The organism is Lacinutrix sp. WUR7, assembly GCF_016864015.1.
Taxonomy (GTDB): domain Bacteria; phylum Bacteroidota; class Bacteroidia; order Flavobacteriales; family Flavobacteriaceae; genus Oceanihabitans.
Genome location: NZ_CP045067.1, coordinates 3,014,651 through 3,038,526 on the forward strand (window position 1 = coordinate 3,014,651; position 23,876 = coordinate 3,038,526).

The 23,876-nt window shown below is 32.3% G+C and carries 20 protein-coding genes; 9 read left to right on the forward strand and 11 right to left on the reverse strand.

Going from position 1 to position 23,876, the window contains the following annotated elements:
- Window positions 1–78 precede the first annotated feature (78 nt).
- From FG167_RS13210 to FG167_RS13225, 4 genes are all read right to left on the reverse strand, one after another.
- Window positions 79–732 (reverse strand): DUF937 domain-containing protein, encoded by a 654-nt coding sequence (locus FG167_RS13210; protein WP_203458709.1) that lies wholly within the window; start codon window positions 730–732, stop codon window positions 79–81.
- Between the two features lie 133 nt (window positions 733–865).
- Complete coding sequence (locus tag FG167_RS13215) at window positions 866–1,828, reverse strand: D-2-hydroxyacid dehydrogenase (protein ID WP_203458710.1); 963 nt, start codon at window positions 1,826–1,828, stop codon at window positions 866–868.
- Between the two features lie 78 nt (window positions 1,829–1,906).
- The gene (gene serC / locus FG167_RS13220) at window positions 1,907–2,971 is read right to left on the reverse strand and encodes a 3-phosphoserine/phosphohydroxythreonine transaminase (protein WP_203458711.1); all 1,065 of its coding nucleotides are present in this window, start codon (window positions 2,969–2,971) and stop codon (window positions 1,907–1,909) included.
- Between the two features lie 109 nt (window positions 2,972–3,080).
- On the reverse strand, window positions 3,081–4,139 hold the full coding sequence (locus FG167_RS13225; RefSeq protein ID WP_203458712.1) for an acyl-CoA reductase: 1,059 nt from the start codon (window positions 4,137–4,139) through the stop codon (window positions 3,081–3,083).
- 179 nt (window positions 4,140–4,318) lie between these two features.
- Between FG167_RS13225 and FG167_RS13230 the strand changes: the two genes are divergently transcribed.
- Window positions 4,319–4,672: a 4Fe-4S dicluster domain-containing protein gene (locus tag FG167_RS13230; RefSeq protein ID WP_203458713.1), complete on the forward strand. Its 354-nt coding sequence runs from the start codon at window positions 4,319–4,321 to the stop codon at window positions 4,670–4,672.
- Between the two features lie 70 nt (window positions 4,673–4,742).
- Here the strand turns inward: FG167_RS13230 and FG167_RS13235 are convergent, their stop codons facing one another.
- Window positions 4,743–7,505 carry a TonB-dependent receptor gene (locus FG167_RS13235; protein WP_203458714.1) on the reverse strand — a complete coding sequence of 921 codons (2,763 nt, stop codon included), beginning with the start codon at window positions 7,503–7,505 and terminating at the stop codon, window positions 4,743–4,745.
- 224 nt (window positions 7,506–7,729) lie between these two features.
- Here FG167_RS13235 and ychF point away from each other — a divergent pair, with 224 nt between their 5' ends.
- The 4 genes from ychF to FG167_RS13255 all read left to right on the forward strand — a co-directional run bounded on the left by ychF (window position 7,730) and on the right by FG167_RS13255 (window position 14,184).
- Entirely contained in the window at window positions 7,730–8,824 is a 1,095-nt protein-coding gene (gene ychF / locus FG167_RS13240; protein ID WP_055444723.1) for a redox-regulated ATPase YchF, read from the forward strand.
- A 222-nt stretch (window positions 8,825–9,046) separates the two neighbouring features.
- Window positions 9,047–10,909: a DNA topoisomerase IV subunit B gene (locus FG167_RS13245; protein WP_055444724.1), complete on the forward strand. Its 1,863-nt coding sequence runs from the start codon at window positions 9,047–9,049 to the stop codon at window positions 10,907–10,909.
- Window positions 10,910–10,936: 27 nt separating this feature from the next.
- A complete protein-coding gene (locus FG167_RS13250; protein WP_203458715.1) occupies window positions 10,937–11,422 on the forward strand; it encodes a hypothetical protein in 486 nt (161 codons plus the stop codon).
- Window positions 11,419–14,184 carry a DNA gyrase/topoisomerase IV subunit A gene (locus FG167_RS13255; protein ID WP_203458716.1) on the forward strand — a complete coding sequence of 922 codons (2,766 nt, stop codon included), beginning with the start codon at window positions 11,419–11,421 and terminating at the stop codon, window positions 14,182–14,184. The genes FG167_RS13250 and FG167_RS13255 overlap by 4 nt, the downstream gene beginning before the upstream one ends.
- Window positions 14,185–14,418: 234 nt before the next feature.
- Here FG167_RS13255 and FG167_RS13260 read toward each other — a convergent pair whose 3' ends face one another.
- The 3 genes from FG167_RS13260 to FG167_RS13270 form a co-directional block, all read right to left on the reverse strand.
- Window positions 14,419–15,204 (reverse strand): TerC family protein, encoded by a 786-nt coding sequence (locus tag FG167_RS13260; protein WP_203458717.1) that lies wholly within the window; start codon window positions 15,202–15,204, stop codon window positions 14,419–14,421.
- A gap of 50 nt (window positions 15,205–15,254) precedes the next feature.
- On the reverse strand, window positions 15,255–15,623 hold the full coding sequence (locus FG167_RS13265; protein WP_203458718.1) for a DNA topoisomerase IV: 369 nt from the start codon (window positions 15,621–15,623) through the stop codon (window positions 15,255–15,257).
- Between the two features lie 99 nt (window positions 15,624–15,722).
- On the reverse strand, window positions 15,723–16,151 hold the full coding sequence (locus FG167_RS13270) for a helix-turn-helix transcriptional regulator (protein ID WP_203458719.1): 429 nt from the start codon (window positions 16,149–16,151) through the stop codon (window positions 15,723–15,725).
- A gap of 304 nt (window positions 16,152–16,455) precedes the next feature.
- Here FG167_RS13270 and FG167_RS13275 point away from each other — a divergent pair, with 304 nt between their 5' ends.
- The 3 genes from FG167_RS13275 to FG167_RS13285 all read left to right on the forward strand — a co-directional run bounded on the left by FG167_RS13275 (window position 16,456) and on the right by FG167_RS13285 (window position 18,732).
- Window positions 16,456–17,613: a M14 family zinc carboxypeptidase gene (locus tag FG167_RS13275; protein WP_203458720.1), complete on the forward strand. Its 1,158-nt coding sequence runs from the start codon at window positions 16,456–16,458 to the stop codon at window positions 17,611–17,613.
- A gap of 64 nt (window positions 17,614–17,677) precedes the next feature.
- On the forward strand, window positions 17,678–18,157 hold the full coding sequence (locus tag FG167_RS13280; RefSeq protein WP_203458721.1) for an Lrp/AsnC family transcriptional regulator: 480 nt from the start codon (window positions 17,678–17,680) through the stop codon (window positions 18,155–18,157).
- A gap of 59 nt (window positions 18,158–18,216) precedes the next feature.
- On the forward strand, window positions 18,217–18,732 hold the full coding sequence (locus FG167_RS13285; RefSeq protein ID WP_203458722.1) for a DinB family protein: 516 nt from the start codon (window positions 18,217–18,219) through the stop codon (window positions 18,730–18,732).
- On the opposite strand, the gene FG167_RS13290 is transcribed toward FG167_RS13285, so the two are convergent.
- Complete coding sequence (locus FG167_RS13290; protein ID WP_203458723.1) at window positions 18,733–19,005, reverse strand: hypothetical protein; 273 nt, start codon at window positions 19,003–19,005, stop codon at window positions 18,733–18,735.
- 80 nt (window positions 19,006–19,085) lie between these two features.
- Window positions 19,086–20,153 carry a 3-dehydroquinate synthase gene (aroB, locus tag FG167_RS13295; protein ID WP_203458724.1) on the reverse strand — a complete coding sequence of 356 codons (1,068 nt, stop codon included), beginning with the start codon at window positions 20,151–20,153 and terminating at the stop codon, window positions 19,086–19,088.
- 96 nt (window positions 20,154–20,249) lie between these two features.
- Between aroB and FG167_RS13300 the strand changes: the two genes are divergently transcribed.
- The gene (locus FG167_RS13300; RefSeq protein WP_203458725.1) at window positions 20,250–21,422 is read left to right on the forward strand and encodes a proline dehydrogenase family protein; all 1,173 of its coding nucleotides are present in this window, start codon (window positions 20,250–20,252) and stop codon (window positions 21,420–21,422) included.
- Window positions 21,423–21,504: 82 nt separating this feature from the next.
- On the opposite strand, the gene FG167_RS13305 is transcribed toward FG167_RS13300, so the two are convergent.
- A complete protein-coding gene (locus FG167_RS13305) occupies window positions 21,505–23,871 on the reverse strand; it encodes a polysaccharide biosynthesis tyrosine autokinase (RefSeq protein WP_203458726.1) in 2,367 nt (788 codons plus the stop codon).
- Window positions 23,872–23,876 lie beyond the last annotated feature (5 nt).

Here is a 23,876-nt window from a genome sequence, read left to right on the forward strand (position 1 = left end):
AAAATGTGTTAGCTATTAAAAATACAAAAAATGCCAAACAAAGGTTTGGCATTTAAGTTAAAATATGTGGAAGTTACATTATTTACCTCCAAAAAGTCCACCAAGTAAACCACCAAGTCCACCAGATCCTTTTGTTGCTTGACCTAGTACCATTCCAGCTACATCATCAATAATACTACCATCACCATCACTATCTAACATTTTCTCAAGAAAAGTTTGTTCTTGTGTTACACCACCAGCACTACTAGCACCACCAAGTAATCCTCCTAAAAGGTCACCAATACCATTGGAAGAACTAACGTTTTGTTGCGAAGCTTGTTTACCAATAACTCCCATTAAAATTGGAGCAGCTACTTTTAAAATATTAGCAACAGAACCCATGTCTAAACCAGATTTCTCTCCTAATACTTTTTCAACGTTTTGTCTTTTATCACCTAAAACGTGTCCTAAAATTTTATCACCATCATTGGTTACTTCGTCATTAACTCCACCACCAAATAAACCTCCAAGGTTATCTAAAATACTTCCATTATGTTTACCATTTATAGCTCCCATTATGCCTTCAGCACCTTCTGGTGTTGCGGCATTACGTTCCATTGCTTTCATTAATACTGGTAAAGCCATAGTTAATAAACCAGCTGTTTTATTGCTATCATTACCAGTAGATCCAGCTACACCGTTTATAATTGTCTTACCTAAATCACTACCTAATAAATCTAAAATTCCTGCCATTTGTTTGTTATATGTTTAATAATTAATATGTTATCGCATTTGCATAATGCCTACCACAATTTACAAAAAAAAAGCCTTAACGTTTTTGTTAAGACTTTTTTTTAATAAAACATGTTAAATCATCGACAAACGGTTAGTTTTTATCGTTAATAAGTATGTTTTTAATTTGTTCTGCTAGTTCAGTACCAATTCTGTCTTGTGCTTCGTTAGTTGCAGCTCCAATATGAGGGGTAAGAGAAACTCTTCCGTTCATTAAAACTTTAACTGCTGGAGTAGGTTCATTTTCAAAAGTATCCAAACCTGCAAAAGCAACTTTTCCAGATTCTAAAGCATCTACTAAAGCAACTTCATCAATAACACCACCTCTTGCAGCATTAACAATACCAACACCATCTTTCATTAAGTCAAATTGTGCTTTACCTATAACATAGTCTTTTTGTGCAGGAACGTGTAACGAAATAAAATCTGCTTGTTTTAAAACATCTTCTAGAGGTTGTGTTGCGATATCGAATTTAACAGATTGTCCATCAAAAAAGTCAAGAGTAATTTCTGCATTTTCAATAAACATGTCTGCAGCTATCACTTTCATACCTACACCCAACGCTATTTTTGCTACTTCACGACCAATACGTCCGAAACCAATAATACCAATTGTTTTTCCACGTAACTCAATTCCTTTTGCGTAGTTTTTCTTTAATGCTTTAAATTTAGAATCTCCATCTAAAGGCATATTTCTATTCGAGTCATGTAAAAAACGAACACCTCCATATAAATGCGCAAAAACTAATTCTGCTACAGATTGTGAAGATGCAGCAGGCGTATTAATTACGTTTAGACCTTTACTACGTGCATATTCTACATCAATATTATCCATACCAACACCACCACGACCAATAATTTTTAGGCTAGGGCAAGCATCAATTAAATCTTGACGTACCGTTGTTGCACTTCTAACTAATAGTGTGCTTATTTCATTTGTGTTTATGTAGTTTATTAGTTGTTCTTGTGCTACTGTTGTAGTTGAAACTTCAAAACCTGCTTCTTCTAAAGCTTTAACTCCGCTTTGAGAAATTCCGTCATTTGCTAATACTTTCATTTTTTATGTATTATGTTTAAAGTAGAAAGTTAAATGTTGTTTGAACGATTTATACTTCCGCTTTAAATTAAAATTAATTTATGCTTTTGTTTCTAATTCACTCATTACTTCTACAAGTGCTTTTACACTATCTAAAGGTAATGCATTGTACATGGAAGCTCTATAACCACCAACACTTCTATGCCCATTTAAACCACTAATTCCTGCTTCTTTAAGCATGGTTTCAAAAGTTTCTTTTAGATCTTCATTAGCAAGGGTAAAGGTTGCATTCATGTTAGAACGGTCTTCTTTATTTGCATATCCTTTAAATAATGGGTTTAAATCTATTTCAGAATACATGACACGAGCTTTCATTTCGTTAACTTCTTCAATAGCTTTAATTCCACCAAGATTTTTTAACCATTCTAAGGTTAACATAGATGTATATACTGCAAAAACAGGAGGTGTATTAAACATACTGCTTTTACTAATATGTACTTTATAATCCATCATAGACGGAATTTTACGAGATACCTTTCCTAAAACATCTTCTTTCACTATTACTAGTGTAGTTCCTGCTGGTCCCATATTTTTTTGAGCTCCTGCATATATTAAATCGAATTTAGTAAAGTCTAAAGTTCTTGAAAATATATCACTACTCATATCACAAACCACAGGAATAGGAGAGTTTGGGAAAGCTTTCATTTGTGTACCAAAAATGGTGTTATTGGAAGTACAATGGAAGTAATCGTGATCACTAGGAATATCATATCCTTTAGGAATATAATTATAACCAGCGTCTTTAGAAGAAGCTACTTCTAAAATATCATCATATATTTTGGCTTCTTTTACTGCCTTATCACTCCAAGTTCCAGTATTTAAATAAGCTGCTCTTTTTTCTAAAAGATTTAGTGCAACCATTAAAAATTGTGAGCTCGCTCCACCTTGTAAAAATAAAGCTTTGTAGCCTTTGCCTTCTAAACCAAGAAGTTCTAAAGCCAACGATCTTGCTTTTTCCATAACATCTACAAAAGATTTACTTCTGTGTGATATTTCTAATAAGGATAAGCCATCATTGTTGAAATCCATTACAGCTTCTGAAGCTTTTAATAATACTTCTTGTGGAAGAATACTTGGTCCTGCACTAAAATTATGTTTTTTCATCGAAAAATTTATTTTGCATTTCCGAAAACCGGAAATCTTTATTTTTAAAACAGTTACAAAGGTGCTAATTTTTGAATGGAATTATGTTATTAAAATGATAATTTATCCACTAAATTTTTAACAAAAATGCAATTGTGTCTTCCCCATCTGCATAATCGGAAAGTTCTGGTTGTTGGGTTTTACCAAATACTATTTCGTTTTCGTTAAAGCCATTAGATACAATACATTGAATGTTGTTTAGGTTAGTGTCTATATACGTTTTAAGTGCTTCCGTACTATCGTAATATTCATAAAAAACGGTTGCAATTGGCGAAGCGAAACTAGTGTCTTCTTTGATCATTAAAAAGCCATTTTCTAACATATCAAATTCGCTCATTAAATATACCGCTTTATTATAGTCGTAGTTATTTGCGTATTTGCTTTCGTTTATGATCGCATTCCAAGGGTACATTGCCTTAAAAAAGGGCTGAAAATCGTAATCTTTTGGTACAAATAGCTTCGATACGTTTCTGCATCCTAAACCGTAGTATCTAAAAATATCTTCCGATAAAGCCATTAGCTCTTCTTCGGTTTCGTTTCCTGTTAAAATGGCAACAGAGTTTCTATTCTTTCTTATAATAGAAGGTTTATTCTTAAAATAGTATTCAAAATAGCGTGCAGTATTATCACTTCCTGTTGCAATAACCGCATCAAAATTTTCTAGTTTTTGATCGGTTAACGTTATTTTTCCCTTAAAAGCAGGTTCCACATGTTCTAAATATTTTGCTATAAAAGGAAGTAGGTGTTTGTCGTTACTAGATTGTTTTACTAGCACTTCATGTCCGGAAATTAAAACAGATAGAAAATCATGAAAACCAACTAACGGAATGTTTCCCGCCATAATAATAGCAACTTTTTGTGTATTTACTTTGTTGAAGTCATACGTTTCTAACCAAGTTGATAAATTTTTAGTTGTTAAAGCATTAGACCAACTATTAAAAGTAAAGACTAGGTTTTTTTTAGTAAACCATCCGTTATGTTCTTGTGCTAGTTTTATTTGGTGTTTAAATCCTTCAAAAAATAGTTCATTGTGTTCTACATTATCTTTTTTCTGAAAGTTTTCAGAAGTAAATTGGCTTAAAAAGTCTCCTAATTTTGCAAAAGCGTTAATTCTTTGGTCTAAATTCATCTTGTATTTGGTTATGAATACTTTTGGCGTTATTTTTGCGCAAAGTTAGAAAAATGAAATGAACGAAATTTTTTTAAACCTATTTTTTTAAAAGGATTAAATTAAATTTCAAATAATTCTTAATTTTATAGAATTTTCATCGTTTTTAAAAACTATTAAATTAAATTGAAAATTACGCTATGGCAATTATAATAACAGACGAATGTATCAATTGTGGTGCTTGTGAACCAGAATGTCCAAATACAGCAATTTATGAAGGTGCAGACGATTGGAGATACAAAGATGGAACGAGTTTAGATGGTAAATTAGTTTTACCTAACGGAAAATCTGTAGATGCAGACGAAGCACAAGAACCTATAAGTGATGAGATTTACTACATTGTACCAGATAAATGTACCGAATGTGTAGGTTTTCATGAAGAGCCACAATGTGCTGCAGTATGTCCTGTAGATTGTTGTGTACCGGATGATGATCACGTAGAAACCAAAGAAGTACTTTTAGGAAAGCAAAAATTTATGCATCCAGAAGATTAAATATTACATATAATTTTAATAAAAAAAACCGTGCAATTGCTCGGTTTTTTTTGTTTTGTATTTTAATACTTTAGAAATTAAACCCTAATCTTGTAAAAATATATCTACCATCAGAACCCATTTGAACAGAATCTGCTAATCCTCCTTGGTCTGTCCAGCCATCAAATTGAGAAGTTGGATATTCATTAAATAAGTTATTTGCTCCTAAAGTTAAACTCAGGCTTTCTGTAAACTTATATCCTAAACTTAAGTCTACTATATTTCTTGCTTCATAGGTATCTGTTGCAACTAGTTTTAAAGCATCCGCTTCTGCAAAAGTTACAGGAGGAGAATCTACCCATTGAAAATCTTGAAGTTGTACTTCACTAAAACGAGTAATAGATACTAAGGCATTGAATTTAGATTTAGTATAACCAAGATTTAAGCCAAATTTATAATCTGGAGCAGCAGCTTGCAAATATGCTTGAGAAAAAGGACCGAAAAATCTTAATTCTGCTTCTTCATCTGTCATGCTACTTCCTTCAAATTCTGGAGTATTAATGTTTTTAATTTTTAACTTATTAATGTTTCCTATAACCCCTATATTTACTTTACTATCCTTTCCAAAAGACATTTCATAACCTAAAACAATATCTAATCCTGTTGTTTGTGTGTCTACACCATTTGCAAAAAACTGTGCAGCATCTACATTAAGAGGGCCTAAAATGGCTTGATCTGTAAAATTATCTGTTAATATAATCCTGTCGTCTACATTAATTAAATAACCATCTATAGTTGCAGAGAATCCGCTTTTCTTAAAGGTAAAACCTAAGCTTCCGTTAAATGCTTTTTCTTCTTTTAATGCTTCAATACCAAATGCTTTAGTTACTGTACTGTTGTTTGCAGATAATAAAGAAGGAACAGATTCACCAGCTACAATATTATTAAAAATAAGGTTGTAATATAATTGCGCTAAAGAAGGCGCTCTAAAACCGGTAGATACAGAACCTCTTATTGCTAATGCATCGTCTAGTAATTTATATCTACTTGCTATTTTAAAGTTGAAAGTGTTTCCAAAGTCACTATAGTTTTCAAAACGTAAAGCACCTCCAATTAAAAAATCATCGCTAATATTGATTTCAGAATCAAAATAAATACCATAATTGGTTCTACTTCTATCTATTTCATTAGCTGGGCTATACCCCGGAAAACCTTGAGAACCTCCTGGTCCGGCAGGTAATAAATCTTCATTTGGATTCGTTATCGGTTCATCATCTCCATCTAAAACTGGATCTCCATTTTCATCTCTAACAATATCATCATAAGGATTATTGACAGCACCTGAACCATCATAAACAGAATAAGAAGCTAATTCTCCTGCAAAAATACCGAAGTTTTCGGTTCTATATTCTATACCAAATGCAATGCTTAATCCAGAAGCTACATCTTCAAAATACTTATTAAAATCTATTCCAGTTGTATTTTGAGAAAGATAATGTCCACCAGCATCAAAATCTGTAGGAGAACCATCTTGCATAGAAGCATTATTACTATCTTTTACATAATAATGGAAGTTGTTTTTACCATAGGTATTATTAAAGTCTAAATGCCATCCGTTACTCATTTCATGTCTTACACCAGCGGAAACAGAAACATCCGTAATATTAGATGTTATTCTAGGTGTAAATCCGTTTGGATATAAACTTAAGACAGTTCTATCATCTCCTTCACCATCACGAGAAAAAGCATAAGCATTGGTATCTCTAAAGTTACGACCACCAAAAGCATAAATTTCAGTTTTATCCCCTACAGGAATTGCCGCATTTACCATAAAATTAAATCCGTCTACACCAGCACTACCATATCCTTTTCTCCAAGAAAAACCAGGACGAAGTGTGTTGTCTTTCGATAATAATTCTGTGGTAAAGTTTACAAAACCTCCATTATCACCTAAGGATACCCCATAGTTTAAATCGATTTTAACAGTTTCGCCATCATACTTTCTGTCTTTTCCATCTAATCTGTTTTCTCCTTCTACATTGTATAAGGTTTCTCCAGATTTTTCTTCCCAACCATCTCCAACGGCTGTGCTATAAGCACCATAAGTAATACCTCCAGAAACACCATCTGTATTATCTTTAAGTACAATATTAATTACACCAGCAATGGCATCGGATCCGTATTGCGCAGAAGCACCATCTCTTAAAACTTCTATTCTTTTAATTGCAGAAGCAGGAATAGCATTTAAATCGGTACCAGAATTTCCACGACCTCTTGTTCCAAAGACATTTACCAAAGAAGATTGGTGTCTTCGTTTTCCATTAATTAAAACCAGTGTTTGATCTGGGCCTAAACCTCTTAAAGAGGCAGGAACCACATGATCGGCACCATCAGATCCCGATTGTTTACTGGCATTAAAGGAAGGTGCCGCATATTGAAGTATTTCATTAACTTCGACTTTTCCTGTTGTAGATGCAATTCCAGCAACATCAAGAACGTCTACAGGAACAGCGGTGTCTAAAGCGGTTCTTTTAGGGCTACGAGATCCTACAATAATCACTTCATCTAGACCTACGCCTTCAGACATGGTAACATGAATAGAAGATTGTCCGTTTACCTCTAATTCTTGAGAGTCATAGCCAACATAGCTAAAAATAAGTGTCGCATTTTCACTTACTTCAATACTGTAATTTCCATCAAAATCGGTGGTAACACCATTAGAAGTATTTTTTTCAATAATATTAACATTGGGTAAAGGCAAGCCTTCTGCATCTGTAATATTACCTGTTACGGTTTGTCCTATAGCAAAACTGATGCTAAAAAGGGATAGCATAAATAAAAATAAGTGTTTCATTTGTTCTATTTTTTTTGATTAGTTATTTTAAAGATATGGAAATTAAACATTTAAGTGATGTTTTGTTTTTAAGTTATTAACTTATTTATTAAAAATTAATCAATACTGAGAAGTATAATTTATATTTGCAATCGCTAATAAAAATTAGTTTCTGGAAAGGTGCATTCCTTTAGCAGGAAAAAGAAGTTTAATTTAAAGATTTCCGCATTCGCGGAAAAACAAATATGAAAGCAGGAATTGTAGGATTACCAAACGTAGGAAAGTCAACTTTATTTAATTGTTTATCTAATGCTAAAGCACAAAGTGCAAACTTTCCGTTTTGTACTATTGAACCTAATATTGGGATTGTAAATGTACCAGATCCTAGGTTAGAAAAATTAGAAGAACTAGTAAATCCAGTTCGTGTACAACCAGCAACTGTAGAGATTGTAGATATTGCAGGTTTAGTAAAAGGAGCAAGTAAAGGAGAAGGTTTAGGAAATCAATTCCTTGCAAATATTAGAGAAACCGACGCTATTTTACATGTGTTACGTTGTTTTGATAATGATAATATTATTCATGTGGATGGTAATATAAATCCGATTAGAGATAAGGAAACTATCGATATGGAACTGCAGTTAAAAGATTTAGAAACTGTAGATAAAAAATTAGATAAAGTAAAAAGAGCTGCAAAAACAGGAAATAAAGAAGCGCAAAAAGAAGAAGCTGTTTTATTAAAAATAAAAGAAAACTTAGAGGCTGGTGTTTCGGTAAGAGCTTTAGAATTTAGCGATGAAGATTACTTAGAATTTGTAAAGCCTAGTCAGTTTATTACAGACAAACCAGTAATGTATGTTTGTAATGTAGATGAAGGGTCTGCTGTTTCTGGTAATGCTTATGTAGAACTAGTTAGAGAAGCTGTAAAAGATGAAAATGCGGAAGTTTTAGTATTGGCAGTTGGTACAGAAGCAGATATTAATGAATTGGATGATTATGAAGAAAGACAAATGTTTCTTCAAGATATAGGATTAGAGGAAGCTGGAGCTGCAAAATTAATTCGTTCTGCTTATAAATTATTAAAACAACAAACGTATTTTACTGCAGGAGTGAAGGAAGTAAGAGCTTGGACAGTTAATGTTGGAGCAACCGGACCTCAAGCTGCTGGAGTTATTCATACCGATTTTGAAAAAGGTTTTATTAGAGCAGAAGTTATTGCTTACGAAGATTTTGTTACTTATGGTAGTGAAGCGAAAGTAAAAGAAGCTGGTAAAATGCGTGTAGAAGGAAAAAATTACGTGGTTAAAGATGGCGATGTTATGCATTTCTTATTTAATGTGTAAAAAAGAATAGATAAAATAGAGTAAAGAATAAAAGCGAGATGAATTTTCATCTCGCTTTTTTATTTCATAATATTTGAATAATTCCTGAAATCGCATCGTATTAAAAACCGATGACCTCTTCCTTTTTATTTTCTAATAACTTGTTAATTACTTTGTGCCTTCTGTATTTCATTTTTTCCTGCGAAATACTATCTTAGCAACTTATCCTATTTTTATTCAACTATGTCTCAAGAAACCAAATATACCGAAGATAATATACGCTCACTAGACTGGAAAGAGCATATTCGTATGCGTCCAGGAATGTATATTGGAAAACTTGGTGATGGTTCTTCGGCAGATGATGGTATTTATATTCTTTTAAAAGAGGTACTAGATAATTCCATCGATGAATATGTAATGGGGGCCGGTAAAACCATTGAGATTTCTATTCATGGTACTAAGGTTATTGTTCGAGATTATGGTCGTGGTATTCCTTTAGGAAAAGTAGTAGATGTAGTTTCTAAGATGAATACAGGAGGGAAGTACGACTCTAAAGCCTTTAAAAAATCGGTAGGTTTAAACGGAGTTGGAACCAAGGCTGTAAATGCATTGTCTTCCTTTTTTAGAGTAGAATCTACAAGGGATAATAAAAGCGCTTCCGCGGAATTTGCACAAGGTAACCTTATCAATCAAGATTTATTAGAAGATACCTCAAGACGAAAAGGAACCAAAGTATCTTTCGTTCCAGACGAAATTATATTTAAAAAATACAAATATAGAAGTGAGTATGTAGAAAAAATGCTGAAATACTACGTGTACTTAAACCCTGGTTTAACTATTGTATTTAATGGCGAAAAATTCTACAGTGAAAATGGTTTAAAAGATTTACTTTCTGAAAACATCAACGAAACCGATAGATCCTATCCAATTATTCATTTACGTGGTGACGATATAGAAGTAGCCCTTACACATAGTAAAACACAATATAGCGAACAATATCACTCTTTTGTTAACGGACAAAATACCACGCAAGGAGGAACGCATCTTGCTGCTTTTAGAGAAGCATTAGTGCGAACCATAAGAGAGTATTTTGGTAAAAATTACGAAGCTTCCGATATACGTAAATCGGTAGTCTGCGCCATTGCTATTAAAGTAATGGAACCCGTTTTTGAGAGTCAGACCAAAACCAAACTTGGTTCTACAGATATGGGAGGAGAGCTTCCAACGGTACGAACGTATATTAACGACTTCCTGAAAAAATACCTAGATAACTTTCTACATAAAAATACAGATGTAGCAGAAAGTATTCAGCGTAAAATATTACAAGCAGAACGCGAACGTAAAGAGCTTTCTGGTATTCGTAAACTCGCAAAAGATAGAGCTAAAAAAGCGAGTTTGCACAACAAAAAATTAAGAGATTGTAGAGTACATTTTGGCGATATTAAAAACGGAAGAAACCTAGAAAGCACCTTGTTTATTACCGAGGGAGATTCTGCATCTGGTAGTATTACAAAATCACGAGATGTAAATACGCAAGCAGTATTTAGTTTAAAAGGGAAACCGTTAAACTGTTACGGACTAAGTAAAAAAATCGTGTATGAAAACGAGGAATTTAACTTACTACAAGCCGCTTTAAATATTGAAGAGTCTATTGAAGATTTACGTTATAATAATATTGTAATTGCAACAGATGCCGATGTCGATGGTATGCATATTCGTTTGTTATTAATTACTTTCTTTTTGCAATTCTTCCCAGAAATAATAAAAGAAGGCCATCTTTATATTTTACAAACACCATTGTTTAGAGTCCGAAATAAAAAGGAAACTGCGTATTGCTATTCGGAACAAGAAAGAAGGGATGCGGTAGAAAAACTAAAACCGAAACCTGAAATTACTCGATTTAAAGGACTTGGTGAAATTTCACCAGATGAGTTTGTTCATTTTATTGGTGAAGACATTCGTTTAGATCCTGTGATGCTAGATAAGGATATGTCTATCGAAGATTTACTTAGTTTTTACATGGGGAAAAATACTCCAACAAGACAAGAGTTTATTATCGAAAATCTTAAAGTAGAATTAGATATTATAGAAGAAGATAAGGCATAATTTCTACATTAAAACAGAAAATCATAAATGAGAACAAACAATCATAAAACAAAAAATTTCATAGTTTCTATATATTTTATACTTGTAATATTTGCTATTATCTCTGCTATAATGTTTAGAATGTTTAATGAAATTAGTAGTAATCCTTTAGTCGTTTTCTTAATTATTGTATTAAGTTTTAGCTTACTATTTTTTGCAGTACATTCTATCTCCAAATTTTTTGAGTATGATAGTGATGGCATGAAGGTAGTGGTTACTAATAAAGGTTTATTATTGTCTGATAGGTTTAATTATAGAGAGCATACTGTAGAGTTTAATAAAGCCGATTTAAAAGGTTTTAAGTTTAATAACTATGTAGTGTACAATACTTTGGTGTTGCTAGTAAAGGATAAAAGTGGTACTTCTAAAAAAGAACGATTTAATGTTACTTTGGTTTCTAAAAAGAAACGAAAATACATCAAACAATCTTTAACTAAAATGATTAAAAACAATAAAAAATTAGCTAGTTCATGATAGAAGAAAATGACGATTTGATTAATGAACAAAACGAAAGTCAAGAACCGCAAGAAACCATTACCAGAGTTACTGGAATGTACAAAGAGTGGTTTTTAGATTATGCATCGTATGTTATTTTAGAGCGTGCGGTTCCTGCAATTGAAGATGGTTTTAAACCTGTACAACGCAGAATCATGCACTCCATGAAAGATCTAGACGATGGACGTTACAATAAAGTAGCAAATATTGTTGGGCATACCATGCAATACCATCCGCATGGAGATGCAAGTATTGCAGATGCTATGGTGCAAATCGGACAAAAAGATTTGCTAATAGATACGCAAGGAAACTGGGGAAATATATTAACCGGAGATAGAGCGGCAGCTTCTCGTTATATTGAAGCGCGTATTTCTAAATTTGGATTGGATGTTGTTTTTAATCCGAAAATCACCGAATGGCAAGCTTCTTATGATGGTAGACGAAAAGAGCCAGTAAATCTTCCGGTAATGTTTCCGTTGCTTTTGGCGCAAGGAGGAGAAGGAATTGCAGTTGGTTTATCGACCAAAATATTACCACACAATTTTATCGAGTTAATTGATGCTTCTGTAAAACATTTACAAGGAAAACGATTTACCATTCTTCCAGATTTTCCTACTGCAGGAATTGCAGATGTTACTAGTTATAATGATGGTTTAAGAGGAGGGAAAGTTCGCGTACGAGCAAAAATTTCTCAATATGATAAAAACACATTAGTAATTACAGAAATTCCTTTTGCAACCAATACCTCGTCTTTAATTGATTCTATATTAAAAGCGAATGAAAAAGGAAAAATAAAAATTAAGAAAATTGAAGATAATACCGCTGCCAATGTAGAAATTTTGGTGCATTTGCCTTCCGGTATTTCACCAGATAAAACCATTGATGCGCTATACGCATTCACCAATTGTGAATCTTCTATTTCACCTTTAGGTTGTGTTATTGAAGATAACAAGCCTTATTTTGTTGGTGTTTCAGAAATGCTTCGTCGTAGTACAGATAATACGGTACAGCTTTTAAAGCAAGAATTAGAAATTAAACTTGGCGAGTTTCAAGAACAATGGCATTTTGCTTCGTTAGAACGTATTTTTATCGAAAAACGAATCTATCGCGATATTGAAGAAGAAGAAACTTGGGATGGTGTAATTCAAGCCATTGACAAAGGACTTCAGCCACATATAAAACATTTAAAACGTGCTATTACTGTAGAAGATATTACGCGTTTAACAGAAATTCGAATCAAGCGTATTTCTAAATTTGATATCGATAAAGCACAACAAAAAATTGATGCACTTGAAGAACAAATTGCAGAAGTAAGACATCATCTTGCAAATCTTATTGACTATGCTATTGCATATTTTACAAGATTAAAAAAGGAATATGGTGAAGGACGTGAGCGTAAAACAGAAATCAGAATTTTTGATGACGTTGATGCTACAAAAGTAATTATTCGTAACACAAAACTGTATGTCAATAGAGAAGAAGGTTTTGTTGGTACTTCGTTAAAAAGAGACGAGTATGTTGGCGATTGCAGTGATATTGATGATATTATTGTTTTTACCAAATCGGGTAAAATGATGGTTACCAAAGTAGATAGCAAAACTTTTATTGGTAAAGATATTATTCACGTTGCCATCTTTAAAAAGAAAGATAAACGTACTATTTATAATATGATTTATCGCGATGGTAAAGGCGGACCTTCTTATGTAAAACGATTTGCCGTTACTAGCACAACTCGTGATAGAGAGTATGATTTAACCAACGGAAATTCTAATTCCGTAGCCTTATATTTTTCTGCAAATCCAAATGGAGAAGCAGAAGTGGTTTCCATAATATTACGTCAAGTTGGAGGAGTTAAAAAGCTGAAATGGGATTTAGATTTTTCAGATGTATTAATAAAAGGAAGAGCTTCTAAAGGAAACGTCGTTACCAAACATGCAGTTAAGAAAATTGAGCTCAAAGAAAAAGGGGTTTCTACTTTAAAACCTCGTAAAATTTGGTTCGATGATACCGTGCAACGATTAAACGTGGATGGAAGAGGAGAATTGATTGGGGAATTTAGAGGAGAAGATAGGTTGTTAATCATCACACAATCTGGAGTGGTAAAAACCATACTTCCAGAAATCACAGCGCATTTTGATGAAGACATGATTGTGTTGGAAAAATGGATTCCTAAAAAACCAATTTCGGCAATTTATTTTGATGGCGAAAAAGAACGCTATTATGTGAAACGTTTTTTAATTGAAACCGAAGGCAAGGAAGAAAGCTTTATTTCAGAACACCCAAAATCGCAATTGGAAATTGTTTCTACAGATTGGAAACCAATGGCAGATATTGAGTTTAAAAAAGAAAGAGGAAAAGATAGAAAAGATAATGTAGAAATAAATTTAGAAGAATTTATTGCAGTAAAAGGAATTTCTGCTTTAGGAAATCAACTTACCAAAGACAAAGTAAACCAAATAAGTTTATTAGATCCTTTGCCTTATGAAGCTCCTGAAGAAGTTCCAGCCGAAGAAATTGAAGTTGTAGAAGAAGAAAATGTTGCCGAAGAACCGGTTGCTGAAAAAGTTAAAGAGGAAAAGCCTAAAGACGAAAAAATAGAAAAAAAAGCAGCGGAAAGTCCAAAACCAGAAAATCCTAAAAAAGAAGATTCCAAAAAAGAAGATTCTAAAAAGGAAGATGAAAAACCTAAAGACGATAAAGAGCTTCCGGAAGGAGGAGACGGACAAATAACGTTGTTTTAATATTATGTCATTCTGAACTTGTTTTCAGAATCTATATAATTATAATGCATCTGCTATTGTTGGTAGAAAACACCAACATTGATAAAAAAATATTTGACCTTTTAAATCAAAATGTCATTTCGAGTGTCATCGAGAAATCTATTATTAAAATTCCTTGATTGGTTCCGGAATGACATTTTTAGTATGTACTTATTTCAAGTTTGTCAGGAAATCTAGACTTGCTTTAAGAATGTTTTATTTCTTCCTAGTAATTCTAAAATTAATAAACTCTACCATTAATGAGAATGCAATGGCAAAGTAAAGATATCCTTTAGGTATTGCTCCAACCGTTTTTCCGAATAAATTAGTGTGCGAAAGGTGAGCTGCTTCTGTAATTAGCATAAAACCAATTAGTATTAAAAAGGATAATCCTAAAATCTGTATACTTGGATGTGCATCTATAAACTTGCGAATTGGGTTTGCAAAACCAATCATAATTGCAATAGATATTACAACAGCAATAATCATTAAAACTAGGTTGTAATAATGATTTTCATGTAATCCATTTGTCATACCAACAGCAGTTAATATAGAATCTATTGAAAAAATAAAATCTATAATTATTATTTGCGTAATGGCTTGCCATAAAGAGGTTATCTTTTTTCCTTTTATTTCGTCTTCATCATGACTTGGTGTTTCTACTTTTTCTCTAATCTCTGATGTGCTTTTATAAATTAAAAATAATCCTCCAACAAACAGTATAATGCTTTGCCAGCTTATTGCTATTTGTAACCAGGAACTTTCAAAATGAAAAAAGGGCTTACTTAAACCAACTAAAAAAGAAACGAAGAACAACAATATAATACGTTGTACCATGGCTAGTAGTAAACCAATGTTTGTTGCTTTGCTACGCTGCTCTTCTGGTAATTTATTTGCAGCAATAGATATAAATACAATATTATCTATACCCAAAATAATTTCTAAAAACGTTAAGGTTAATAGTGCGAATAACGCATCACTAGTAAGTAAAAAATCTAACATATTTATTTGTTATTTATTTCTCAATGTGTCGAGCACATTGGGATAGAAAACTATTTCTTAAAAGCTTTCCCTTTTTGTTTCAACTTTTCGCCAACATAAGAATACTCAAAAGTATATGAGCTATCTGTTGTTGTAAGGATTTTTAAATGCACATCTTTACGTTCTGCCATGTTTTTAGGATTAATGGTCTTAAAGATCATCTCGCAGTCGTTAATCCATCGTACTTGTGCAGAATCTGTTTTACCTTGGTACACTTCTATTTGTAAATCTTTAGTTCTTGTAAAATCAGATTTATAAACCACAGAGTCAATTATAACTTCGCTATAAAAACTACCTGTTTTGTAATCTGTACAATTTCTTTCTACTTGGTAACAACTAGAAAAACTTAAAAGTACTAAGGCAATCAAAAAATATCTCATTAAAAATCTTTTGTACAAAATTAATAATCTTTTCTGTTATAATACACCTTTTTATGAAAAGTCGTAAGAATCGTTTATTTGAAAATTTTAGGCACTAGTTTATGAATTGTTAAAATTTTGAAAACTACCATCGGTATAAAAAATTACAATGCGTTCTATTTTTTTTTCGGAAGAAGTGTTTAAGGAAAAATTAGAAGAAGATGGATTCGGAATTCCTACATTTTCATTTTTAGGAGGGAGTATTTTTTTTTCCACTTTTTCCACTTTCGGAGTTTCTGGAATTTTTTCTTCGGTTTTATTTTCATTTGGAAAAACTCCTTTTCCATTCATCAACCAATATAATTCTACTTCTGGAAAATGGGAGAGTACCTTCATTACAAAATCTAAACTAGGCTTATTTCTGCCGGAAAGAATATGCGAAATAGTAGAGCGTTGCACACCAACTTTCTCTGCAAAAGAGGAAGCACTTTCTCCGTAAAAATCGATGACTTTCTGTAGTCTTTTTGTAAATCCTTCGATGTTTATCATTGTAAACAAGTTGTTTTGTTTTTATAACGTTACAAATGTAAACATTATTTTGATAGTACTATTGTATTTACTTGTTATATTTGATTATAGTTGATTTTTTACTTCATATAATATGTGTTAATTAACTGAAAATAAGATATTTGATTGTTAAATTTAAATTATGTTAAATTTTTCTAAGCGGTTTTATGTTTCGTCTTGTAAACGCTGTTGTTTTTGTTTAACAATGTAACCAAAAGAGCGGTGTAATCTTGTTTACAATTGTAAATTATCAATTGTTTACCTTTGTAATCAATACAAGTTACATATGGAATTAGAAACCTTAAAATCATTATATAAAGAACACAAAGAAGCACAGCTTTTTGGACGATATATTCACTCGGAAAGCATAGCTCCTCTACTGGAGAAATTAGCTGAAAAATGCGAAGTTTTAGTGGTAGGAAAATCTGTTCTTCAAGAAAATATTCATACTATTACCATTGGATCTGGATCGAAAAAAATATTAATGTGGTCGCAAATGCACGGAAATGAAAGTACCACAACGAAGGCGATTTTCGATTTAATAAACCTTTTATTAAGTGGTGAAGAAGTTTCAGAAGCTATTTTAAAGACTTGCACGATACAAATTATACCTATTTTAAGTCCCGATGGCGCAAAAGCATATACACGTGTTAATGCGAATCAGGTGGATTTAAATAGAGATGCTCAAGATCTTACGCAGCCAGAAAGTATTATTCTTAAAACCTGTTTTGAGAGTTTTAAACCTCATTTTTGCTATAATCTACATGGGCAACGGACTATTTTTAGTGCAGGAAACACAGATAACGTTGCTACAGTTTCGTTTTTAGCTCCAGCACAAGACGAAATCTGTACTATTACTCCTAATAGAAAGAGAGCAATGGAAGTTATTGCGGTTATGAATGCTAATTTACAGCAACAAATACCAAATCAAGTTGGTGTTTATGATGATGCTTTTAATATTAATTGCGTTGGTGATACCTTTCAGACCCAAAATATTCCAACAATTCTTTTTGAAGCTGGTCATTATAAGGATGACTACGCAAGAGAAAATGTGAGAGCGTATATTTTTCAGTCTTTGTTAGTTTCGTTAAACTATATAACTAACAATGTGGTTTCTGGTGATGCTTATCTTCCTTATTTAGATATTCCAGAAAACCAAAAGTGCTTTTATGATCTTATTATTAGAAATGCTAGAGTAGTTCAAGGAGGTGATTTATTGGATATAGCCATTCAGTATCAAGAACGATTAATTACAGATACTATTGAATTTATACCTAAAATAGAAAAATTTACAGGCCGAAATCAGTTTTTTGCGCATAGAGAAATAGAAGCGAATGGAAGTGTGGTAGAAACGGTGGAAAAAGAGGCAATAATTATAGGTTACGAAAACGATTTAGTAAAGTTAAAAAATGAAGAAATTTCATTAAAAATAACAAAATCTTGAAATTTAGTATATATAAATCAATAAAAATGTATTATTTTTGAAGAAAATTTAATAATACAATAAAATGGCTAAGTTTAAATTAGACGAAATAGATCATCAGATTTTAGATATGTTGATTCAAAATACGAGAGTTCCTTTTACAGATATAGCAAAAAAATTATTAATTTCTGCTGGAACTGTGCATGTAAGAGTTAAAAAAATGGAAGATGCAGGAATAATAAAAGGTTCTTCATTAACTTTAGACTATAAAAAACTTGGTTACTCCTTTATTGCTTATGTTGGCGTGTTTTTACAAAATACATCACAAACAAAATTTGTATTAGAGCGTATCAACGAAATACCAAATGTAACTGTCGCACATATTACTACAGGGAAATTTAATATTTTCTGTAAAATTAGAGCAAAAAACACAGAGCATGCAAAAGATATTATCTTTCAATTAGATGATATTGAAGGTATTTACAGAACAGAATCGATGATTTCTTTAGAGGAAAGTATAAACGATAAAAAACGATTAATGCATTCTATTTTTAGTGAATTATAGAAGTCATATAGATACTTATTAAGCCCTTTTTTAAAGGGCTTTTTTTATACCTTAAAATTATGAAAGTAAAAGATTTAAATCCTTCAGAATACAATTCTTATTATGGCACTTATATTGGTAAGGCTGGTGATTTAAGCTTGTTAGATGGCTTAAATGAAAGTTTTAATACAACACTGGGTTTCTTTAATAATTTACCAGAAGACAAGATGGAGTTCGCTTATGCAGAAGGTAAGTGGAGTATTAAAGAGGTGGTGCAGCATATAATAGATACAGAACGTGTGTTTGCATATCGTGCTTTGCGTTTTTCTAGAAATGACAAAACCGAATTACCAGGTTATGATCAGGATGCATATACACCATCTAGTGAAGCAAACAGAAGAACGAAGGCGTCGCTTATAGAAGAATATACGCATGTTAGAAAATCGACAATAAGTTTGTTTGAGAGTCTTACTAACGATATGCTTTTACAAAGCGGTAAAGCAAGTGGAGGAAATATGTCTGTTAGAGCAATTGGCTTTATTAATATAGGTCATGAAAAGCATCATTGCCAAGTAATTAAAGAGAGGTATCTGTAATTATTCTTCTTCATCAATGATGATGTGTCCAGAATCATTTAAAAGCACGTCATCATTAATATCAAAATTGGTCATCGTATAATGTAGCTTGCTATTTACCTTAACAAGGTAAATAGCGTCTTCAGTTTTTACCTCAACAGCTTCAATAGTTTCATTTTTATGGTTATCAAAAACGATAATATCGTTATCTCCATAACCATCAGGAAATTTTTGTGTTAACAAATCCAGAAGTTCTGGAGTTAACTTTTTGTAGTTTACAATTATTCTTCGCATAACTAGAGTATTTAAGTTAATAAATCTATAGTGTTTTCTTATTCAAGCGAATTAAAGTTACAAAATTTTAAACCAAAAAGTTACGAAGCGTAAAAATTAAATGCTTCTAGTATTAATTCGTTTGAAACTTTACAGTTGATTTTTGGTTTTCCAATAGCTTCAAGAAGAACAAAGTTGATATTACCGTGTTCGTTCTTTTTATCATATATAAGTAGTTCAATGATAGGAGTGTAGTCTTTTTCGTTAAAAATCACTTTACCAAAAACGCTTGTGATTGTTGCTTTTATTTCTTCGTTTATAGTCGTATCAAGACCAACCAGTTTGGTGGAAATAAAGCTTGCTAAAATCATACCGACAGCAATTGCTTCCCCATGAAGTAGTGGTTCTTTGTCTGCATTGCTCAAGAAATAAGATTCTATAGCGTGACCTAGCGTATGTCCGTAGTTTAAAGTTTTTCTAACGTTTTCTTCGTGAGGATCTTGCTCTACAATATCTTTTTTAATGACTATAGATTCGTAAATGAGCACGTCTAAATCTTTAGTTGTTTGTTTAGAAAGATCTAGAAATTTGCTCCAATATGTTTGGTTTGAAATTAATCCGTGTTTTAGCATTTCGGCTAAGCCAGAACGCATTTGGTTTTCTGGTAATGTTGCTAAAAAAGCGGTGTCTATTAGCACCATTTCTGCAGTATTTATAACTCCGATTTGATTTTTTAGATGTCCTAAATCTATTCCGGTCTTACCGCCAATGGAGGCGTCCACCATGGCAAGCAAAGATGTAGGGATATTTATAAAAGAAATACCGCGTTTAAATGTAGAAGCCACAAAACCACCTAAGTCTGTAATTACACCACCACCAACATTGATCATTAAACTTTTTCTGTCCGCTCCATATTCGGATAAAGCTTCCCAGAGACCTAAACATATATCTAGGTTCTTGTTTTCTTCTCCAGATTCTATCTCTAAAACATCATACGTTATTTCAGCGTCTATATTTGCTAATACAAAAGGGAGGCAATCTGCATTTGTATTTTCGTCCACTAAAAAGAAAATTTTAGAATAATTTGAAGCTTTTAAGTGTTCATTTAAAGAAGTATAAGCGCTTTCATTAAAATAGATACTGTAATCTTGGGTGGTAATAGGTGTCATTAACTATAGAATTATTTTAGGGTAAAAATAAGGAGAAATTAATCAAATTTGGTAGACTTCAATTATATTTGTTCTATAAAATTTAATAATCGCATCATGCATACAGGTAAAATATTTGAAAACACAGAAATTGCTTTCGCGTTAAAAACAGATACGCAATTAGAACGTGCTTATTTTTTGTTTAAAATGATTTCTAATGAGCCTTTGGTTCGTATTGGTACTGCAGCTACAAACTTTGCATTAAAAGCGCATCTGCCAATTGAAGGTTTGATACGTTCTACTGTTTTTGATCACTTTTGTGGTGGTGTAAACGAAGAAGATTGTTTGTCTGTTATAGAGAACATGTATACCAAAGGGGTGAGTTCTGTTTTGGATTATTCGGTGGAAGGAAAAGAAAGTGAAGCAGAATTTGATGCAGCAATGCAGAAAATATTGAAAATTGTAAATTTTGCTGATGAAAAAGAAAGCATGCCAATTGTGGTTTTTAAACCAACTGGTTTTGGAAGATTTCATTTATACCAGAAATTAGGAGAAGGAGCAACGCTTACTTCAGAAGAGCAAGAGGAATGGAATCGAGTAGTCGCAAGATTTGATACCGTGTGTAAAGCAGCAAAAGAAAAAGATGTTGTTGTTTTAATTGATGGTGAAGAAAGCTGGATGCAAGACGCAGCAGATGATTTGGTTACCCAAATGATGCAATTGTACAATACCGAAAAGCCTATTGTTTATAATACTTTACAGATGTATAGACATGATAGAATGGCTTTTTTGAAAAAAGAAACTGATTTAGCTAAAGCTAACAATTACTTCCTTGGTTATAAATTGGTTCGTGGCGCTTACATGGAAAAAGAAAATGAGCGAGCAGAAAAGAAAAAATATACTACGCCAATCTGTGCTAGTAAACAAGCGACAGACGAAAACTTTAATACAGCTGTTGCGTATACCTTAGATCATTTAGATATTATGTCTGTTTTTGTAGGAACACACAATGAAGATAGTAGTTATTTGGTTATGGATTTAATGAAAGCCAAAAACATAGTGAATAATGATTCTAGAGTTTGGTTCGGGCAACTTTATGGTATGAGTGATCATATTAGTTATAATCTTGCGCATTATGGCTATAATGTAGCAAAATATATTCCTTTCGGGCCGGTTAAAGATGTGATGCCTTACCTTATTCGTAGAGCAGAAGAAAACACCTCTGTTGCAGGGCAAACAGGTCGTGAACTTACTTTATTGAAGAAGGAAAAACAACGAAGAAAGGGTTAGGTCGTTGGATTACTGATTCTAATTATAAATTTAAAAACCCCGAAAACTTTAATTTTCGGGGTTTTTTATGACATATTAGGTGTTAGCTAGATCTTTTCCACCATTTTTTCTTTGAAGGATCTTTGCCATAGCCATAGGTGTAACTTCCACCTTTTTTGTGGTCCACAGCGTTTAATAAAATAGCCATATTTGGTAGGCGTTTCTCTGTGTACATGGTTTGTGCTATATGTAATTGACGTTTATCGATGTAGTTAGCTCGCACTACATACACAAACATATCTGCATACTTACTAATTAGTAGTGTATCTGTAACTAAACCAACAGCAGCAGTATCTACAATAATGTAGTCATACTTGTTTTTAACAGATTCAAATAATTCTCCAACACGATCACTCATTAATAACTCGGAAGGGTTAGGAGGTATAACGCCCGACGGAATTACATCTAAAAAAGGATTGTCTTCTAATTTTGTTGTTACCTCACTAGCGGTAAGCTGTTTGTTGCCAATAAAATTAGTGATTCCTATGTCGTTTTTAATTTTTAAGTAATTAGTAGCTTTTGGTACACGAATATCTGTTTCAATTAAAAGCACTTTCTTTTCAGAAAATGAGAGGGAAGAAGCTAAGTTTATTGAGGTATGCGACTTTCCTTCTTGACTTGTTGTAGAGGTTACAAAAATAATCTTAGCTCTATCTGTAATGTCTTGAAGCATGAAATCTATATTGGTTCTTACCATTCTAAAGGCTTCTGCTTTTGAAGAGTAGTCTACTTTATCGATTAACTTTTTACGGTTGTTCGATTTCGGTATATCTCCTAAATATGGTACGTCAATATTCTTTTTAATGTCTTTAATTGTGTGTACTTTAGAATCTAGTAATTGGAATAAATAGATTAATCCAATAGGTAAACTTGCTCCTAAAATAAGTGCGGATAGATATATAATTGGTTTTATAGGTGAAATTGGTTTTCCGCCAGCATATCCTTTGTCTACTATTTTAGCGTTAGGAGAGGAGATGCCATGAGAAATAGCTGCTTCTTCACGTTTTTGAAGTAGATATAGGTAAAGGGATTCTTTTATGTTTTGCTGTCTTTGTGTGTCTCTAAACTGTCGTTCTTTTGTAGGTGTCGTATAAATTTTACCGCTTATCTTACTTGCTTTTTCACTTAGTGCATTTAATGTAATTTCATTAGAAGATTTAATGTTATTCAAGTTTTGGTTTAGATTCCCTTTTAGCTCATCAATCTGATTAGTTAGATTTACAACGGTTGGGTTTTTCTCACTAGAGTGTTTTAATAATCGGTTTCTTTCTATAACGAGATCATTGTGTCTTCTTGTGATTTCGCTAATGGAGTTTTCCGCAATACCAATATTTGCCGGTAATAAATCGGAAGATTCACTATTTTCATCCACGAAATCTTTCATGTAATCAATTAGCTGAATTTGATTCGTTGTGTTTACTATCTGGGATTCATTATCTCTTTCTGTTTGTAAAAAGATATTAGACTGGGTTGCTAAATCTGTTAATCTGTTTCTTTTTTGAATGGTTTCTGCTGTTAAATCTACTTGACCTAATTCTCTGGAAACAATTTCAAGTCTACTGTTAATGAAGTCGGAAGTAATTTCTACTACTTGCTGTTTATCTTTAACAACATCATTGTTATAAACCTCTATTAGTCTACTTAAAAACAAAGATGCTTTTTCTCTATTGTTATTTGTGATAGATAATTTGATGATGCTAGAGTATTCTTTTGTTTCAATACGTAAAGCGCCTTTAAAAATTCCGGTTACTTTACTGATTGGAGAAATTTGGATAGTAATATTAGATCCAATTTTAGCTGCATATTGTCCAAGGTTTGGAGTTATAATAATATCACCAAAGCCTGTTTTTATAGGTTGGCCAAAACTGTGTAGTGTACCTTGGTCTTCAATATTTTGGTCTTTAGATTTCCATATTTTTTCACCTTCTGTTATTCCTTTAAGTAGGAATTGTGTTTTTGAATGTATTTTCACATTCATTATAGTGTCTGCTAGAAAGAGAATAGAATCTGGTGCGCTAAAATTTAAGTTTAAAGGAGGGTTAGCGTAAACTTCGTGATTTTGAATTCTACCTTCTACATAATATTGAATATTGAATTTTAAATCTTTAACTACCTGTTCTATTAATTCTCTGGATCCAATAATTTCGGCTTCATCTAAAACATTATTAAGATCTTTTTTGAATAAACCGTAATTTTGCAAAGAAGAAATCTCGGGTAGTTTTGTACTTTGTCTTTCGTCTTTTATTTGTATTGTTGCGCTTGCTTTGTACTGGTAGGTAGCATATCTCAAGTATAAATGAGCTAATGCGAATGCGGCAATTACGCAAAAGATTACTAGTTTCCATTTACTTAAATATGGATCTACTAAATCTCTAAAATGCTCTTTTTGATTTGCAGCGTTATTATTCATTTGTA